The sequence below is a fragment of the Sphingobium sp. FG125 genome (genome assembly GCF_057809795.1).
Window position 1 is genome coordinate 1 of sequence record NZ_JBMDKQ010000029.1, and the last position, 17,654, is coordinate 17,654.

Annotated in this window: 18 protein-coding genes; 10 read left to right on the forward strand and 8 right to left on the reverse strand. The window is 63.2% G+C overall.

Annotated elements, in window-relative coordinates; genetic code table 11:
* The first annotated feature begins 161 nt into the window (after window positions 1-161).
* A complete protein-coding gene (locus ACODSR_RS19215) occupies window positions 162-386 on the forward strand; it encodes a hypothetical protein (protein ID WP_489078209.1) in 225 nt (74 codons plus the stop codon).
* 117 nt (window positions 387-503) lie between these two features.
* Here the strand turns inward: ACODSR_RS19215 and ACODSR_RS19220 are convergent, their stop codons facing one another.
* Both ACODSR_RS19220 and ACODSR_RS19225 read right to left on the reverse strand, forming a co-directional pair.
* Window positions 504-803: a type II toxin-antitoxin system RelE/ParE family toxin gene (locus ACODSR_RS19220; RefSeq protein ID WP_489078210.1), complete on the reverse strand. Its 300-nt coding sequence runs from the start codon at window positions 801-803 to the stop codon at window positions 504-506.
* On the reverse strand, window positions 800-1,060 hold the full coding sequence (locus ACODSR_RS19225) for a CopG family ribbon-helix-helix protein (RefSeq protein WP_489078211.1): 261 nt from the start codon (window positions 1,058-1,060) through the stop codon (window positions 800-802). The genes ACODSR_RS19220 and ACODSR_RS19225 overlap by 4 nt, the downstream gene beginning before the upstream one ends.
* A gap of 260 nt (window positions 1,061-1,320) precedes the next feature.
* On the opposite strand from ACODSR_RS19225, the gene fumC reads away from it, so the two are divergent.
* Together fumC and ACODSR_RS19235 are read left to right on the forward strand one after the other, a co-directional pair.
* Window positions 1,321-2,706, forward strand: coding sequence for a class II fumarate hydratase (gene fumC / locus ACODSR_RS19230; RefSeq protein ID WP_489078212.1), 1,386 nt, complete (start codon window positions 1,321-1,323; stop codon window positions 2,704-2,706).
* 49 nt (window positions 2,707-2,755) lie between these two features.
* Window positions 2,756-3,100 carry a hypothetical protein gene (locus tag ACODSR_RS19235; protein ID WP_489078213.1) on the forward strand — a complete coding sequence of 115 codons (345 nt, stop codon included), beginning with the start codon at window positions 2,756-2,758 and terminating at the stop codon, window positions 3,098-3,100.
* Here ACODSR_RS19235 and ACODSR_RS19240 read toward each other — a convergent pair.
* Window positions 3,097-3,666: a DUF2585 domain-containing protein gene (locus ACODSR_RS19240; RefSeq protein WP_489078215.1), complete on the reverse strand. Its 570-nt coding sequence runs from the start codon at window positions 3,664-3,666 to the stop codon at window positions 3,097-3,099. The two genes, ACODSR_RS19235 and ACODSR_RS19240, sit on opposite strands and share 4 nt — an antisense overlap.
* A 51-nt stretch (window positions 3,667-3,717) precedes the next feature.
* Here ACODSR_RS19240 and gmk point away from each other — a divergent pair, with 51 nt between their 5' ends.
* A complete protein-coding gene (gene gmk, locus ACODSR_RS19245; RefSeq protein WP_217673627.1) occupies window positions 3,718-4,383 on the forward strand; it encodes a guanylate kinase in 666 nt (221 codons plus the stop codon).
* 13 nt (window positions 4,384-4,396) lie between these two features.
* Here gmk and ACODSR_RS19250 read toward each other — a convergent pair whose 3' ends face one another.
* Together ACODSR_RS19250 and lgt are read right to left on the reverse strand one after the other, a co-directional pair.
* On the reverse strand, window positions 4,397-5,455 hold the full coding sequence (locus ACODSR_RS19250; RefSeq protein WP_489078216.1) for a class I SAM-dependent methyltransferase: 1,059 nt from the start codon (window positions 5,453-5,455) through the stop codon (window positions 4,397-4,399).
* The gene (gene lgt / locus ACODSR_RS19255) at window positions 5,445-6,311 is read right to left on the reverse strand and encodes a prolipoprotein diacylglyceryl transferase (protein ID WP_489078217.1); all 867 of its coding nucleotides are present in this window, start codon (window positions 6,309-6,311) and stop codon (window positions 5,445-5,447) included. Before lgt ends, ACODSR_RS19250 begins: the two co-directional genes overlap by 11 nt.
* A gap of 214 nt (window positions 6,312-6,525) precedes the next feature.
* Between lgt and ACODSR_RS19260 the strand changes: the two genes are divergently transcribed.
* The 3 genes from ACODSR_RS19260 to ACODSR_RS19270 are packed head-to-tail and all read left to right on the forward strand — an operon-like array spanning window position 6,526 to window position 9,897.
* The gene (locus ACODSR_RS19260) at window positions 6,526-7,647 is read left to right on the forward strand and encodes a Ppx/GppA phosphatase family protein (protein WP_489078218.1); all 1,122 of its coding nucleotides are present in this window, start codon (window positions 6,526-6,528) and stop codon (window positions 7,645-7,647) included.
* Window positions 7,644-8,348 carry an RlmE family RNA methyltransferase gene (locus ACODSR_RS19265; protein WP_294133818.1) on the forward strand — a complete coding sequence of 235 codons (705 nt, stop codon included), beginning with the start codon at window positions 7,644-7,646 and terminating at the stop codon, window positions 8,346-8,348. The genes ACODSR_RS19260 and ACODSR_RS19265 overlap by 4 nt, the downstream gene beginning before the upstream one ends.
* A gap of 40 nt (window positions 8,349-8,388) precedes the next feature.
* Window positions 8,389-9,897: a YifB family Mg chelatase-like AAA ATPase gene (locus tag ACODSR_RS19270; protein ID WP_489078219.1), complete on the forward strand. Its 1,509-nt coding sequence runs from the start codon at window positions 8,389-8,391 to the stop codon at window positions 9,895-9,897.
* Between the two features lie 200 nt (window positions 9,898-10,097).
* Here ACODSR_RS19270 and ACODSR_RS19275 read toward each other — a convergent pair whose 3' ends face one another.
* From ACODSR_RS19275 to ACODSR_RS19285, 3 genes are all read right to left on the reverse strand, one after another.
* A complete protein-coding gene (locus ACODSR_RS19275; RefSeq protein ID WP_489078220.1) occupies window positions 10,098-10,478 on the reverse strand; it encodes a bactofilin family protein in 381 nt (126 codons plus the stop codon).
* On the reverse strand, window positions 10,459-11,628 hold the full coding sequence (locus ACODSR_RS19280) for a M23 family metallopeptidase (protein WP_489078221.1): 1,170 nt from the start codon (window positions 11,626-11,628) through the stop codon (window positions 10,459-10,461). Before ACODSR_RS19280 ends, ACODSR_RS19275 begins: the two co-directional genes overlap by 20 nt.
* 165 nt (window positions 11,629-11,793) lie before the next feature.
* Window positions 11,794-14,082: a putative bifunctional diguanylate cyclase/phosphodiesterase gene (locus tag ACODSR_RS19285; protein WP_489078222.1), complete on the reverse strand. Its 2,289-nt coding sequence runs from the start codon at window positions 14,080-14,082 to the stop codon at window positions 11,794-11,796.
* Between the two features lie 366 nt (window positions 14,083-14,448).
* Here ACODSR_RS19285 and rpsL point away from each other — a divergent pair, with 366 nt between their 5' ends.
* From rpsL to fusA, 3 genes are all read left to right on the forward strand, one after another.
* Entirely contained in the window at window positions 14,449-14,820 is a 372-nt protein-coding gene (gene rpsL / locus ACODSR_RS19290) for a 30S ribosomal protein S12 (protein WP_026002556.1), read from the forward strand.
* Window positions 14,821-14,834: 14 nt separating this feature from the next.
* Window positions 14,835-15,305 carry a 30S ribosomal protein S7 gene (gene rpsG / locus ACODSR_RS19295; protein ID WP_066606496.1) on the forward strand — a complete coding sequence of 157 codons (471 nt, stop codon included), beginning with the start codon at window positions 14,835-14,837 and terminating at the stop codon, window positions 15,303-15,305.
* Between the two features lie 160 nt (window positions 15,306-15,465).
* Window positions 15,466-17,538: an elongation factor G gene (fusA, locus tag ACODSR_RS19300; RefSeq protein WP_217673617.1), complete on the forward strand. Its 2,073-nt coding sequence runs from the start codon at window positions 15,466-15,468 to the stop codon at window positions 17,536-17,538.
* Window positions 17,539-17,654 lie beyond the last annotated feature (116 nt).

The following is a 17,654-nucleotide window of genomic DNA, read 5'->3' on the forward strand; positions in this document are numbered from 1 at the left end:
TCAAAATAGGCACGCACCGTTCGCGCAGATTTAGCCATCCGACCAGAAACGACCATTTGCGGCCGTTCCACCAGATAATCCTGATCCTTGAAACCGGCCATTCATTCAGGAGGCGCGTAGAAGGCTGAATGACGAAATCTGGTGGATTGCGGAAATAGGGTGTGGCAGGCTATCTCGCTCAAATGATCCCGCCTTGGAACGCCCACCCCGACATTCACGCAGGCTCCATCGGGTGGCGGATGGGCAGAGGCGAAGACTACTTATATGAGTTCGGCCAGTGGTTTGGGCGGAAGCATGCCGATGCCAAAGAACGCTATGCGACCGAGAACCCGGAGGGGCTTGGCTGGGAGGGCTTCTACTCCCGGCGTGGTGTCCGCACCATTTGACGAACGACCATAGTTGGGGCGATTGTTGCCGGATGATTTTTCACCGCCGTGCGTCAGCTACCGCCGATTTGCTTCCTAAAAGCCGACATTCCGCAAACCACCCAACTCAGCCAGAAACTATCCCGGCCAAATATCGTCCTGCCAGCCACGGGACGTATGGATGACACGCAGAATCGTTACCACCGCGTCATCCTCGCTCAGCATATAAGCAATGACATAGGGCAGGCGCGCGATGGATTTCTCGTAAGTGCCGCCAACGCGCCCCACATGGCCGGTCGCAAAGGCGCTCAGGCCATCGCCGACTTCTCGAATCCGCTTGGCAACTTTGCGCGCGGCGGCGGGATTGTCCCTCGCAATATGGACGACCTGCTGCTCAAGATCGGCCAGCGCATCGTTCGACCATAGAACATGCTTCATGCGGCGTTATGGCTGGCCGCCGCGATTGCCGCGTCAATCTGCGCCATCGCTTCATCATGCGGCGTGACCCGGCCCGCTTTCATGTCGGCAAGACCGCGCTGGATGCCTTCGATGATCTGCAATTCCCGGTTTACATAGGCCTCGACCGCTTCCGCCGCCAGATAGGAGCGCGTCCGGCGCGTGTCCTGCGCCAGTCGACCGAGCTTTTCCTTCAGCGCGGGGGTCACCCGGATCGTCATCGTCGTGCTGGCGCTCATGGTCCGTCCTTTGTAACTTGTACACCTTGTAACACAGGCGCACACCTCGTCGCCATCATGCAATTCCCCCTGTCCTACATCGCCCCCCGACGCTAACTCTCCATATGCGATATGGGCGAAGTTCGCGAAGTTTCACACGCCATCCCCTCCAACCAACCCGCCCCGGTCACCGCTCTACTTGTAACCCCTTGGATTTCCCTCTCCTCACCCTAAATCAGCTCCAGACTTGCGAATAGTTCTTAACTGAAAGGCGTCTCCCAATGCCCGCAACCCGCACCGAAACCGACAGTATCGGCGCCATAGAAGTGCCAGCAGACGCCTATTGGGGTGCGCAGACGCAGCGGAGCATCGAGAATTTTCCCTTCGACTCGACAGAGCGGATGCCGATCGGCATCGTCCATGCGCTGGCCATCGTGAAGCAGGCCGCCGCACGGGTGAATCGCCATCACGGGCTGGACGCCACACAGGCCGACGCGATCGAAACCGCCGCCGCCGCCGTGGCGGCTGGCCATCATGACGACCAGTTCCCCCTTGTCATCTGGCAGACGGGCAGCGGCACCCAGACCAATATGAACGTCAATGAAGTCATCGCGGGCATCGCCAATGAAGCGCTCACCGGCACACGCGGTGGCAAGCATCCGGTGCATCCCAATGACGGTGTGAACTTGGGCCAATCGTCGAACGACAGCTTCCCGACCGCGCTCCATATCGCCGCCGCTTTGGCAGTCACCAAAGCCCTGTTTCCCGCGCTCGACCGGCTCCATGCTGCGCTCGATGCCAAGGCGAAGGCGTGGGACCATATCGTCAAGATCGGTCGCACCCATTTGCAGGATGCGACGCCGCTGACGCTGGGGCAGGAATTTTCCGGCTATGCGCATCAGGTCTATCGCAGCCGCAAGCGGATCGAACCCGCGACGATGCACGGCATGATGGCGCTGGCGCAGGGCGGCACGGCGGTCGGCACCGGCCTCAACGCCCCCGAAGGCTTCGATGTCGCCATCGCCGCGGAAATCGCCGCCATCACTGGCCTGCCATTCCGCACCGCCGACAACAAGTTCGAGGCGCTGGCGTCGAACGATCCGCTGGTTCACCTCTCCTCGACCCTCGCCACGCTGGCCGTGGCGCTGACCAAGATCGCCAATGACATCCGCCTGCTGGGTTCCGGCCCGCGTTCGGGGCTGGGCGAACTGGACCTCCCCGCCAACGAACCGGGCAGCTCGATCATGCCGGGCAAAGTCAACCCGACCCAGTGCGAGATGCTGACCATGGTGGCGGCCCAGGTCATCGGCAATCATCAGGCCGTGACCGTGGGCGGGATGCAGGGCCATCTGGAACTCAATGTGTTCAAGCCGATGATCGGCGCGGCGGTGCTGCGCTCGATCCATCTGCTCAGCGTCGGCATGGACAGCTTTGCCGAACGCTGTGTCGAGGGGCTGGAGGCGAACGCGCCGCGCATCGCCGAACTGGTCGACCGTTCGCTGATGCTGGTCACCGCGCTCGCCCCTGCGATCGGCTATGACAATGCCGCCGCCATCGCCAAGCACGCGCACAAGAGTGGCCAGACGCTGAAAGCTGCGGGCCTTGAATTGGGGCTGGTGGATGCCGCGACCTTCGACGCGCTGGTGCGGCCGGAAAATATGACATGACCGACAGGACTGTGGCGGAACCGCGCGCCGTTCGATACATTAACCCAGTATGAAAAAGCCCTTCGCCCCCAAAGCCCCGCTCGTCACCGTCACCGCGCCCAAAAAGGCCAGTCTGTTGCGCAAGGTAGCCCGCGTGGGTGCGACCGTGGTGGCAACGCGGGTCGCCGCTGATACTGGCAAGAAGGGCGTGTTCGGCCTGCTCGCCGGTATGGGGGCCAAGCGGATCATCATGCGCTACCCCGTCGGCGCGCTGGTCGTCACCGGCGCTTACATGGCGGGCAAAATGTATGAGGCCAAGCGCGAGGTCGATCGCAAGCGCGCGATCAAGGCGCTACCGGACCTGAGCAAGGAACCGGTCCCGATCGACGCCGCGCGCAAGGCCCGCAAACTCTAAAGCGCCGCCTGCCAGTCGCGAATGGCGTCGACCGGAAAGGTCAGCATCAGCACGTTAAACGCCAGATTGTCCCGTATGACCGCCAGCGCCAGCAACTCAAACCCGGCCGCGACCGTCACCGACAGCCAGACCGGCGCGCGCGACGCGAACAGGAAGCCCAGCGTCATCATGCCAATGTCGCTCATCGAATTGAGGATCGAGTCGCCACTATAGCCCAACGCGATCGTCGCGGTCCTGTATCGGTCGATGATGATCGGCGAATTCTCCAACATCTCCCAGGCCGATTCCACCGCCACAGCCAGCGCCAGTCGCACCCCGATCGGCCTGCGCCGCAACAGCCACAGGGTAGCGGGATAGAAAAGCAGCCCGTGGATGATATGGCTCAGACTATACCAGTCCGCGATATGCTGGCTATTGCCGCTGTCGAGCGCCCCGTGCCACAGCTCGATCCGGCCACAGGTGCAGATCGGTGGCCGGTCCATCAGCAGTAGGACGATGCAGGTCACCAGCGCGATCAGGCCCGCGGCGATCAGACCCCGGCGATGGACCATCTGCCTGTGCCGCATCCCCTTACTTCCCCCTCTTGCAAAAGCCCGCTTCAAGCGGCACTAGCGGCCATGGCCGACACTATCCCGATCGAGACGCCCGACTTCAAGCGGCGCGGCGTCCTCTTCGTTCTTTCCTCGCCGTCCGGCGCAGGAAAGTCCACCATCGCGCGCAAGCTGCTCGCGGCCGAGCCGGATATGTCCATGTCAGTGTCGGCGACCACACGCCCGATGCGACCGGGCGAAGTCGACGGCAAGGATTATCATTTCGTCGACCTGCCGGAATTTCGCCGCATGACCGCTGACCAGGAATTTCTGGAATGGGCGCATGTGTTCGGCCAGCGCTACGGCACCCCCCGCGCGCCGGTGGAAGCGATGCTCAAGAGCGGGCAGGACGTCTTGTTCGACATCGACTGGCAGGGCGCGCAGCAATTGCATCAGATTGCCGGGGGCGATGTGGTGCGGGTGTTCATCCTGCCGCCGTCGATGGAGGAACTGGAACGCCGCCTGCGTGGCCGCGCGACGGACAGCGACGAAGTCATTGACGGCCGCATGGCCCGCGCCGCCGGCGAAATCGCGCATTGGGACGGCTATGATTATGTGCTGTGCAATGTCGATGCCGACGATTGTTTCAGCCGGGTGCAGACCATCCTCCACGCCGAACGGATGAAGCGCAGCCGCCAGACCGGCCTGATCGGTTTCATCCGCAAACTGGGCCGCTATCACCAGGAAGATTGAGGGCGATCCGCCTTCAAAAGCCTGCCGGATCGGCCCAGTCGGGATGGACCCAGGCCATCGCCTTGAACAGGCTGCCCATGGCGTCGGCATCGGTCAGCCGGGCGCGGGCGGCCTCCACTTCGGCGGCGCGGGCCGGACTGGTGCGGGCCAGCTGGTCGGCGCGGGCATCAATGCCCAGATCGCGTAGATAGGCCCCCTGATCGACCGGCCCCGACACACGCAGCCCTGCCTGCCGCGCCATATTGCCGATCATGGTGAAATCGACATGGGTAGTCAGATCGACCTCGCCCGGATCGGCGAAGGGGTCGGCAAAAGCGTGGGCCTTGACCGCTTGCAGCGTGTCGCCAAGCAGCGGCCCGGCATAGCCATAGTCGATGATGATCGCCGCGCCGCCCTGTTTGGCGATCCGCTGCGCCAGGGCATAGGCGATGCCCGCGCCCACGATCGGCGTCTCGATGATCGCCCCGTCCTGCGCCTGCGCGGCGATGGGTGGTAGGCCCGATTCGATCCGGCGATAGCCTGGCACGGCCATGAACCGCCCCTCCTGTTCGCGCCGGATGACGACCCGCTCACGCCATTCCTCGCCCACGCGGATGCATTGGCGCACCGGTAGCGCGTCGAAAAATTCATTGGCGACGACCAGCAGCGGCCCTTCATCGGGCAGGCTGTCGATATTGTCATGATGGGTGACATGGGGCAGCAGCGCGCGTTGCCGTTCGCGCAGGGTCGGGCTGGTTTCGACAAAATGGACGCGCGGTGCGAGCGCGGCGCTTTCCATCGCACGCAAGGCGTCTGCCGCCAATGTGCCGCGTCCAGGTCCCAATTCGATATAGAGCGGACCCGACCGCTTACCCGTCCGCATCCACACATCTGCCAGGCACAGCCCCACCAGTTCGCCGAACATCTGGCTGATTTCCGGCGCGGTGGTGAAGTCGCCATCGGCACCCAGCGGATCGCGCGTGGCGTAATAATGCTGGTTCGCCTCAGCCATATAATGGGCGACCGAGATCGGCCCGCCCGCCGCGATCTGGCGCGCGAGCCGTTCGGACAGGCTCAGAGGTTCAGCCGACACTCGCGCTTCCGGCGATCGGTTCCACCCGCACGCGACGCCCCTTCGACGTGATGATCAGGTAGAGGCCACCCAGGATCATCGGCACACACAGCCACTGGCCCATATGCAGGCCGGTGCGGGCGGCGAACTCCATCAGTTGTGCATCGGCCTCACGGACATATTCGACTCCGAAGCGGAAGCAGCCATAGCCCAGCAGGAAAAGACCCACGAGCATCCCCGGCTGATAGCGGGCGCGGGTGCGCCAGAAGGCGAAGGCTAGGATGGCGAACAGGACGATCCCCTCCAGCGCGGCTTCGTAGAGTTGGCTCGGATGCCGCGCGAACGGGCCGCCGGTCGGGAAGATGATGCCCCAGGGCACATCGGTTTCCTTGCCCCACAATTCGCCATTCACGAAATTGGCGAGGCGACCAAAGAACAGGCCGAAGGGGACGGTGCAGGCGACATAGTCATGGATGCGCAGCCAGCTGAGCTTCTCCTTGCGCGCCATATAGAGGATACCGAGCGACACGCCTGCCGCCCCGCCATGGAAGGACATGCCGCCATTCCAAAGCTTGAAGATGTCGAGCGGGTTGTTGAGGATGTCGGGCTGGTAGAAGATGACATAGGCCAGCCGCCCGCCGATGATGATGCCCAGCGTCGCATAGAATATCATGTCGTCGGCATGGCGGCGACCCATCGGCGATCCGGGCTGGGCGATCAGTTTGAGCAGATACCAGTAGCCGATCAATATGCCTGCCAGATAGGCGAGACTATACCATTTCAGCGTGAAGAAGCCGAGGTCCAGCGCGACCGGGCCGACGCCCAGATCGTCAAAACGGATCGCACCCGAAGCGGCAGCGGCAAGGTCCAGGATCAAATCGGCTTCCTCTTGGCAATAGGATTGTGGCCATAGAACAGCCGGGCGGGAAGATGAAGGGGAGGAGCCAGGAAAAAGGTCGCTCCGCAGGGCGGCTCCCGATTTGGATCGCCGGTCGGGGCGCGCGCCTTGCGCATTGGCGCTTATCTGCTTAAGCAGGTTCCCAAGTTCCGGTCCCGCTTTGGGGCTGGCGATATGTGAAGCGAGTTACGGCATGGTGCAGCAGAGCCGCCCATCGCCGCAGAGTTCCGGCCCGGCCGGCCGTTATGCGGGCAAGCGCGCCCCTTCCGGTCCGGGCGATGGGAGCAAGGCTGCGGCCATTCCTCCCCCGTCGACGCAGCGGGGCTTTGCGCCTTATGGCGCGCGCGAACGGCGATCCTATGCCGCGATCGACCTTGGCACCAATAATTGTCGCCTGCTGATCGCCAAGCCGTCGGCGGACGGGTTCATCGTCGTCGATGCCTTTTCGCGGATCGTGCGGCTGGGCGAAGGGCTGGCATCGACTGGTCGGATTAGTGACGCGGCGATCGATCGGGCGATTGCGGCTCTCTCCGTTTGCGCCGACAAGCTGCGCCGCCGCCATGTCACGCTGGCGCGGTCGGTCGCGACCGAAGCCTGTCGCCGCGCGAGCAACGGCGCGGAATTCATCCAGCGCGTCTATCGCGAAACCGGGATTGCGCTGGACATCATCAGCGCGGAGGAAGAAGCGCGGCTGGCGGTGCTGGGCTGCCATGCCCTGCTGGAACCGGGCAACGGCCCGGCTTTGATCTTCGACATTGGCGGTGGATCGACCGAACTGGTGCTGGTTGATTCACAGGGGTCATCGGGCGCGCCGCGCATCGTCGATTGGGTGAGCGCGCCCTGGGGTGTCGTGTCGCTGACCGAGAGCGAAGCGTTCGAGCATGACGATGCCGACGCGCGACTGGCCGCCTATGACCGGATGCGCGTGCGGGTGAGCGAAGCTTTCTCGCCACTCGCCCGCCGCCTGCCGCAGGGCGCGCAGGATATACGACTGCTCGGCACGTCGGGTACAGTCACTACGCTGGCGAGTCTGCACCTCAACCTGCCGCGCTATGATCGGCAGGCGATTGACGGGCTGATCGTACCCTGCGCGTCCATGCGGTCCATTTCGGAGCGCCTGTCGGCCATGGCGCTGGGCGAACGGCAGAAGCTGCCCTGCATCGGCACCGAGCGCGCTGATCTGGTGGTGGCGGGCTGCGCTATATTGGAATCGATCCTCGACATCTGGCCTGCGGAGCGACTGGGCGTTGCCGACCGCGGCATTCGCGAAGGCATATTGCGTGGTCTGATGGACCGCGATGGGAGAATGATGTGAGAGGCGCGGGTGCTGGCAGGGTGCGGGTCAAGAGCGCGAAGGGCCGCACGGCGCAGTCGGTGCGCTGGCTCGAACGCCATCTGAACGACCCCTATGTCCATAAGGCGAAGGCGGAGGGCTGGCGCAGCCGCGCCGCGTTCAAGCTCATTGAACTGGATGAGAAATTCCATTTCGTGAAGGGGTCGCGCGCGGTTGTCGATCTGGGTGTCGCGCCGGGTGGCTGGTCGCAGGTCGTGCGCAAGCTGGCACCCAAGGCGGCGGTGGTGGGCATCGATCTGTTGCCGGTCGATCCGATCGGCGGCGTCACTTTGTTCGAGATGGACTTCATGGACGACAAGGCGCCGCAGCTTCTGCGCGATGCGCTTGGCGACGCGCCGGATCTGGTGATTTCCGACATGGCGGCCAATACGGTGGGCCACGCCCAGACCGACCATCTGCGCACCATGGGTCTCGTTGAGGCGGCGGCCTGGTTCGCGGTGGAAAATCTGCGCAAGGGCGGCACCTTCGTTGCCAAGGTCTTTGCGGGCGGGACGGATGGCGAATTGCTGGTGCTGCTCAAAAAGAATTTCACGACGATCAAACATGCCAAACCCCCCGCCAGCCGCAAGGGCAGCGTGGAATGGTATGTTGTCGCGCAAGGGTTCAAGGGGCGACCCGATGAGCCGGCACGGGACCGGACCGGCGCGCCGATCGACGAATAGGCCGTGTGGCTGACGAGTAGCGGGAAGAAGCGGGGGTCACTTGGTCGCAACGGTATCGACGGTCGCTTATCTGGGTCTGGAGGCGCGGGGCGTCGAGGTGCAGTGCCAGCTGGTCCCCGGCCTGCCCAATTTCATCGTCGTCGGCCTGCCGGACAAAGCGGTGGCCGAAAGCCGTGAACGGGTGCGCAACGCGATCGCTGCCATCGGCCTTTCGCTGCCGCCCAAGCGTATCACGGTCAATCTCTCGCCTGCTGATCTGCCTAAGGAAGGGTCGCATTACGACTTGCCGATCGCCCTAGCGCTGCTGGGCGCGATGGGGGTGATCGATGCCGAGACGCTGTCTGGCTATGTTGTGGTGGGTGAATTGGGGCTGGACGGGCGCACAGCCCCTTCGCCGGGCGTGTTGCTAGCGGCACTTCATGCGGGCGAGCAGGATATGGGGCTGGTCTGCCCTGTCGCGCAGGGGGCCGAAGCCGCCTGGGCGGGGCAGGTGGAGGTGGTCGCCGCGCCCGATCTGCTGAGCCTCCTCAACCATTTCAAGGGGACGTCGGCCCTGTCGCCGCCGCAACCCGGCGCGGTCGAAGCCCCTGTGCGCACCGCAGACCTCAAGCAGGTCAAGGGGCAGGAGACCGCCAAGCGCGCCATCGAGATCGCCGCGGCGGGCGGGCATAATCTGCTGATGGTCGGGCCGCCGGGCGCGGGCAAGTCGCTGATGGCGAGTTGCGTGCCGGGCATATTGCCTGAATTGACGCCGGGCGAGGCGCTGGAAACGTCGATGGTGGCGAGCGTCGCCGGAACGCTGGAGGGCGGACGGATCAGTCGCGCCCGGCCCTTCCGCAACCCCCATCACAGCGCATCGATGGCTGCTTTGGTCGGCGGCGGGCTGCGGGTGCGGCCGGGCGAGGTCAGCATGGCGCATCTGGGCGTCTTGTTTCTGGACGAACTGCCGGAATTTCAGCGCGCCGTGCTGGATTCGCTGCGCCAGCCGCTGGAGACGGGTGAGGTGACGGTGGCGCGCGCCAATGCCCATGTCACTTTCCCGGCGCGGGTGCAGTTGATTGCTGCGATGAATCCGTGCCGCTGCGGCCATTTGGGTGATCCAGCACTGGCCTGTTCGCGCGCGCCGCGCTGTGCGGCGGACTATCAGGCCAAGGTGTCCGGGCCGCTGCTCGACCGGATCGACCTGCATGTCGAGGTGCAGGCGGTGACCGCCGCCGATCTGGTGCTGCCACCGCCCGCCGAAGGATCATCCGAGGTCGCCGCGCGCGTCGCGGCGGCCCGCGCGGTCCAGACGGCGCGCTATGCCGACAGCAAGGTGCGCACCAATGCCGAAGTCGATGGCGAAGCGCTGGAGGATGTCGCTGGACCGGACGAGGCCGGGCGGCAATTGCTGGCGCAGGCAGCCGCTGCCATGAAGCTGTCGGCGCGTGGCTATACCCGCGTCCTGCGGGTCGCCCGGACGATTGCCGATCTGGCCGGGGCGGAGAAGGTCGGGCGCGTCCATATCGCCGAAGCGCTCAGCTATCGTCGTCGCGCGCCGGTGAATTGACGGATCAGGGGATCGGCTGGACACTGATCAGCGTAAACAGACCGATGGCGACGCCGCCGATCGCGAAGCCGATCAGAAAACGGCGAATATCCGGCCAATAATCGGGCGTGTCCATGGTGTCGTCTCCCCATGTCGGTGACAGGGGAGGGGTATCGCTGTGATGCGGCTGCTACCAGTGACAAATATGGTTAGGGGGGCGATCAAGCTGCGCCGTCCCCCGCGATCAGCTTGAGTTCCGGGACCGCGCCATGGTCCTTATGCGCGAAATGCCCCTCGATCCGGCTGCCCGGTTCGATCGTGATCCGTTCATAGCGGACATCACCGGTGATCCGCGCCGTGCTTTCGACCACCAGTTCCTGCGCAGTGATCGACCCGTCTACCAGGCCCGCCAGCCGCGCGCTCTGCGCGGTGACATGGCCGACGATCCGGCTGTCTGGTCCCTGCACCAGCGCGGCGCAGCTGATGTCGCCCTCTACCGCGCCATCGACATGGAGGTCGACCGAGGCGGTGAGGTTGCCGCTGATCGTTACATCGCTGCCGATCAGCGAGAAGGGGGTGTTTTTAGCCCCGGTTGCCGACATCGGCGAAACGCGCTTTGGCGATTTGCTGGACTTGGAGAACATCTTGGGCAGCCTCCAGAAAACGACGCGGGTTGATGGCCTGGCCGTTCAGCCGGACCTCGAAATGCAGATGGGTGCCGGTCGAACGGCCGGTCGATCCCATGCGACCGATGGTATCGCCGCGCGCGACCGTCTGGCCGACGCGGCTGGCAAAGCCGGACAGATGGGCATAGCGGGTCATCAGGCCATTGCCATGTTCCACCTCGACGACATTGCCATAGCCCTGACGCTGGCCGACAAAGCTGATCTTGCCCCCGGCGGCGGCGTTGATCGGCTGGCCAAAGCGGCCGGGAAAGTCGATTCCGGCATGGAAGGCGGCGTGGCCGTTAAAGGGATCGCGACGATAGCCATAGGAACTGGTCTGCATCGGCGCCGTGGTCGGCTGGCCCGACGGAATGGCAAGCAGGCTGCGTTCCAGCAATTCCATCCGGTTGAGCGCGCTTGCCAACTCTTCCAGCTCGCCGGTCATCGCGCCCTTGTCGCCCTTCCATGGGACGAAGGGACCACCCTGGGCGCGGGCGGCGTTGCGGGTCAGGCTGTCGGGGTTGAGGCCAAAGCTGCGGATCGCGGCAGCGGCCTTGTCGGCGCGCCGTTCGACCGCGCCAGTCAGCATCATCGCGAACTGGCGCTGCCGCTGGGCGAGGCGGACGAGCGGCGCGGCTTCCGGGGCCATGCTGATCTTGGCGGTCAGCTCGCCCTTCTCGCCAGCCTCGGCCGGGCCGACCAGATCGGCCCCCGCGGCATTGCCATCCTCTGCACCGAAATGGGTCTTGTAGAGGTCGTCCATGAAATCCTGGCGCGCTTCCAGATCCTCGACCGACTTGCGATAGTCGGCGACCTTGTTCGCTGTGCTGGCGACGGCCTTGCCCTGCTGCGCAAGCAACGCACGTTCCTGTGCGACCGAGGCATTGTTGGCAAGCATCGAGATGGTCGCGCCGCCCCAGCCAATCAGCGCGGTGGAGACGATGGCGATAGCGGTCAGCTGCGCCCGGCGGGAGACGCGCAGGAACTTCACCTGCCCCCCGGAGCGGAGGAAAATCTCCCGCTCAGGGCAAAGCGCGATCAACCGCGCGCGGAGAGCGGATGCCCCCGTCTTGGCTTTTTGCGACAATTGCGACCCCACACTCTTATTCGAGTCGAGCCGTTAGCAAAGCATTGCCGAACAGGCGAATCCGTCGTTGCGGAGTCGTGACGAGTCGAAGCGTCAGCGCGGTGAAATGATCGATACCGTTATTTGTTCCCGCCATATGTCAATTTTTTACAGCGCTGTTTCAATCTATTTGCGGGCGGGGTGAGCGACTCCCTGTTTTGCCAGCAGCTCTGTTATGGCGGTGAATGGCATGGCCGCGCCGAAATGATAGCCTTGACCATAATGGCATCCGCCCGCGCGCAGATAATCGACCTGGTGACTGTTCTCCACCCCCTCCGCTACCGTGCGAATGCCAAGGCTATAGGCCAGGTTCAGCACCGTGCGGACGATAGCGGCGTCGTCCGGGTCCGTCTCCAGATCGCGCACGAAGCGCTGGTCGATTTTGATGATGTCGATCGGAAATTGCTTGAGGTGGGAGAGTGAAGCGTAGCCAGTCCCGAAATCATCCAGGGCTATAGAGACCCCAGCGTCGCTCAGCCGGTTCAGCACCTGCCCGACCCGGTCGGCATTGCGGCCCAGAAAGACCGATTCGGTGACTTCCAGCTCGATCACCGCCGGAGGCAGGCCTGCCTGCGCCAGCCGCTCCAGCAAATGTTCGACAAAATTGTCGTCATTCAGGTCCGCGCCTGACACGTTGAGGGCGACATGGCCGATCGACAGGCCGGCGTCGCGCCAGCGGACGCAGTCGGCGATGATTCCATCGATCATCCGGCCGGTGATGGCAGGCCCCACTTCGGGATGTTCGAAGGCGGCGGCAATGTCGGCTGGCATGATGACCTTGCCGTCGGCGGTCGGGCAGCGGAACAAAGCCTCGAACCCGACAATTGCGCCGGTATCGAGCGCGATCTTGGGCTGATACCAGGGACAAGGGCGTTCCTGCGCCAGAATATGGCGGGCCCGGTCGAGCATGGCCGCTTCCCGATCCCAGCTTTCCAGCAGGTCAGGCCCAAATATTATGGCGCGGCCCCGGCCATTATTCTTGGCATGATAGAGGGCGATGTCGGCATGTTTGACGAGGGCGGTTACATCCTCGCCATGATCGGGGAACAACGCGACGCCGATGCTGACGCGGCATTCGATCGGTCGACCACGATAGTCGAGCGGGGCGTGCAGATGATCGGCGATGCGTGCCAGGATCGGCTGCAGCGTCTCGGCATCGGGCAGGCGGGTCAGCAGCACGGCAAATTCATCGCCGCCCATCCGCGCAACCAGATCGCCCGGTCGCAGGGCCTGGCGCAACCGTCCGGCAACCGCGCACAACAGCGCGTCGCCCGCATCATGCCCGGCCGTGTCGTTAACCCGCTTGAATTCGTCCAGGTCAATGAGCAGCACGGCCAGTTGCGCCCGGTTATTCGACGCCGCCGTTGCTTGCGTGACGGCAGCCATGAAATGCGCGCGATTGGCAAGGCCCGTCAGCGCGTCCGTCATGGCCAGGCGTTCCAGATGCCGTTCGGTCTCCTTGCGCTCGGTAATGTCGACCACACTGGTCATGAAGCAAGGTTCACCGTCGATCACGATCGGGCGGGCGGACAGGAGGGCATGGCGCAGCGCTCCGTCGGCGCGGCGCAGCTGACACTCGAAATTGTCGACCGCCTCGCCGCGCTGGAGCATCGCGGACAGTTCGTCGCGTACCGGCAGATCGACATAGGTTTGCTCGACATTGTCGAGCCGGACGTCATGGCCCACCGCATAGGCCTTGGTAGCCGCGCGGTTGAGATGCAGAACTTTGCCGTCAGAGCGCGTGACCAACAGGGGCAGCGGCACGGCCATGAACATGCGTTCCAGCGTGTCGCGACTATTGGCCAGTTCCACTTGCACTGCCTGCGCGACCTGCCCGGCGGTCCATTCCTGCCGCTGAAGCCGGTTGTTCCGGGCAATCGCGATCCACATGCCGCAATGGAGCATCAGCATGGCCAGGATCATGCCGGGCATGGTGGAGGAAAGCGGGGCGGGGGAAAGATAGCCGATCAGCAACGCGATGCAGCAGCCCAGCCCGCCGCCGACATTGCCGCGAAAGCTGGTGGGAACGACGAGGTAGAATACCAGCGGCAGCATCACCAGAACGAAGATCGCAATGTCGCTGCGCGAACTGACGAGGAAGGCGACGCCGATGGCGGTCACGACCTGCCAGGCGAAACAGATGCGCTCGACAGCCGGAAAGCTGGTCATCCGGCGGCAGAGCGACAGGCAGACAAGGGACCAAAGGATGACGGTCAGCCGCGCAGGCACCGCGACCCAAAAATGCGGCGTCCCGGCAAAGCGCCAGTCGCTCAATAGGAAGAGCGTGTTGAGAATCGCGGACAGTATGAACAGGATGCGGGCATGGCGTCGCGATTCGGGCAGGCGTTCGGCCTGGAAAGCCGCTTCCCGTTCGGCGAGGCGAAATTCGCCACTGATGGTCGAAAGCCCGTTCACGCACTGTCCAGTTGACGCACCCCGGTGGTGCCAGGCGCAAAATAGGGCAGGCAGGGTTAGTAATTCCCTAACCAGCCCTCTTCGACCCCTCCCGGTCAGCGGCATGGCCAGCCTGTCGGCGATTGGCTTGACCCTTTGTCCCGGCATCGCTATAGGCCCGCCTGCCCAGCGGTCTGCCGCGTAGAGACTCGTCTCCTCGCATCATCCCACGCGGGCAACACAGAGCTGAACATTACCGGATGCTCTTGCGGCTCCAGGGGGGTATTGTACCCGCCGGGGCCTTTGCTGTTTGGAAGCGATATGTTTCCCGGCGGCATTGGACGCAGGGGTGTTGCGGTAAAGTAACTGAAAAAGGTGAAGGGCTTCATGCCAACAATCAACCAGCTGGTCCGCAAGGGCCGCGAACCGCAGAAGGCCAAGTCGAAGGTCCCTGCCATGGATGCGAACCCGCAAAAGCGTGGCGTTTGCACCCGCGTCTATACCACGACCCCGAAAAAGCCGAACTCGGCGCTCCGCAAGGTGGCCAAGGTTCGCTTGGTCAACCAGCGCGAAGTCATTACCTACATTCCTGGTGAAGGCCACAACCTGCAGGAACATAGCGTCGTGCTGATCCGTGGCGGTCGTGTGCGAGATCTTCCGGGCGTGCGTTACCACGTTCTTCGCGGCGTTCTGGATACCCAGGGCGTCAAGGATCGCAAGCAGAGCCGTTCGAAATACGGCGCCAAGCGTCCTAAGTAAGGGGAGAACAAACTATGTCACGTCGTCGTCGCCCCGAAAAGCGCATCATCCTGCCCGATCCCAAATATGGCGATCAGGTTCTGTCGAAGTTCATGAACTCCATCATGCAGGACGGCAAAAAAGCCGTTGCTGAATCGATCGTTTATGGCGCCCTGGAAACCGTCGAGGCTCGCGCCAAGAAGGATCCGATCGGCATGTTCCATGACGCGCTCAACAACATCAAGCCGGGCATCGAAGTGCGCAGCCGCCGCGTTGGCGGTGCGACCTATCAGGTTCCCGTCGAAGTGCGTCCTGAGCGTTCGCAGGCTTTGGCCATCCGCTGGCTGATCACCGCTGCGCGCAACCGCAGCGAAACCACCATGGCCGCCCGCCTGTCGGGTGAGCTGATGGATGCAGCCAACAACCGTGGTAACGCGGTCAAAAAGCGCGAAGACACGCACCGCATGGCGGAAGCGAACCGCGCCTTCTCGCACTATCGCTGGTAAAAAGATTGGCGGGGCGGCGGTCGATCGACAATTGCCCCGTTTATCGCTCTTAAAAATCCATCCGTTCGTCGTGGGCCTACCCATGGCGGACGGATTGGTTTAGGGGCCACGCAAGAACACGAATCCCCAACCGCCGGTGCGCCGGCAACGGAGAAGCATCATGGCCCGCAGCCATCCGCTCAAACTGTATCGCAATATCGGCATCATGGCCCATATCGACGCCGGCAAGACGACGACGACCGAGCGTATTCTTTATTATACCGGCAAGTCCTACAAGATCGGCGAAGTCCATGACGGCGCCGCGACCATGGACTGGATGGAGCAGGAGCAGGAGCGCGGGATCACGATCACCTCGGCTGCGACGACCTGTTTCTGGAACGGCCACCGCATCAACATCATCGACACTCCCGGCCACGTCGACTTCACGATTGAGGTCGAACGTTCGCTGCGCGTGCTCGACGGCGCGGTTGCCTGCTTCGACGGCGTTGCCGGTGTTGAGCCGCAGTCCGAAACCGTGTGGCGTCAGGCGGACAAGTATAAAGTCCCGCGCATGTGCTTCATCAACAAGCTCGACCGCACCGGTGCCGACTTCTATTATTGCGTACAGTCGATCATTGATCGTCTGGGCGCGCGTCCTGCCGTGCTGTATCTGCCGATCGGCACGGAAAGCGATTTCAAGGGTCTGGTCGACCTGGTCGAAAACCGCGCGATCATCTGGAAGGATGAGTCGCTGGGTGCCGAGTTCTTCTTCGAAGAAATTCCCGCCGACATGGCAGACAAGGCCGCGAAATATCGCAGCGACCTCATTGAGCTGGCCGTCGAGCAGGACGATGCCGCGATGGAAGCCTATCTTGACGGCACCGAGCCTGACACGGCGACGCTCAAGGCGCTGATCCGCAAGGGCGCGCTCAACCAGTCGTTCGTCCCGGTGGTTTGCGGTTCGGCGTTCAAGAATAAGGGCGTTCAGCCCCTGCTCGACGCCGTCGTTGACTATATGCCCAGCCCGCTCGACATTGAGGACGTGCAAGGTGTCAAGATGGACAGCAACGAGCCGGACAGCCGTCCCGCGACCGACGACGCGCCCTTCAGCGCGCTGGCGTTCAAGGTGATGAACGATCCGTTCGTGGGTTCGCTCACCTTCATCCGCATCTATTCGGGTACGCTCGTCAAGGGCACCTACTTGAACTCGGTGAAGGACAAGAAGGAAAAGGTTGGGCGTATGCTCGAAATGCACGCCAACGAACGTAAGGACGTTGACGAGGCATTCGCCGGCGACATCATCGCGCTGGCCGGCATGAAGGAAACCACCACCGGCGACACGCTGTGCGCCGAGCGTCAGCCGATCGTGCTGGAGCGGATGGAATTCCCTGAGCCGGTTATCGAACTGTCGGTGGAACCCAAGACCAAGGCGGACCAGGAAAAGATGGGCATCGCGCTCAATCGCCTGTCGGCCGAAGATCCCAGCTTCCGCGTGTCGACCGATCACGAGTCGGGCCAGACCATCATCAAGGGCATGGGCGAGCTTCACCTGGAAATCCTAGTCGACCGTATGCGTCGCGAGTTCAAGGTCGAGGCGAATGTCGGTGCGCCGCAGGTGGCCTATCGCGAATATCTCGCGAAGAAGGTCGACATCGACTATACCCACAAGAAGCAGTCGGGTGGTTCGGGTCAGTTCGGTCGCATCAAGGCGACCGTCATTCCTGGTGAGCGCGGTTCGGGCTACCAGTTCTTTGACGAGATCAAGGGCGGCAATATTCCCAAGGAATATATCCCCTCGGTCGAAAAGGGCTTCCGCGAAACCGCGCTGACCGGTCAGCTGATCGGCTTCCCGATCATCGACTTCGAAGTCCATCTCTATGACGGTGCCTACCATGACGTCGACTCGTCGGCTCTGGCGTTCGAAATCTGTGCCCGTGGCGCGATGCGCGAAGCGGCCCAGAAGTCGGGCATCAAGCTGCTCGAACCGATCATGAAGGTCGAAGTCGTGACCCCGGAAGACTATCTGGGTGACGTCATCGGCGACATGAACAGCCGTCGTGGCCAGATCCAGGGCACCGACAGCCGCGGCAACGCACAGACCGTCGATGCCATGGTCCCGCTGGCCAACATGTTCGGTTATGTGAATACGCTGCGCTCTTTCACCCAGGGTCGGGCCAGCTATTCCATGTCGTTCTCGCACTATGATGAAGTGCCGCAGAATGTCGCTGACGAGGTGAAGGCCAAGATGGCCTGAAAATCCTGATCCGCCCCGTGCGAACGGGGCGGTTAGGGCTTTCATTATGCGAATTTGCTGCTATGGACGCGCCTTCGCAAGGCGCGGCCGAGCGGTCAAACCCATCGGATTTGATT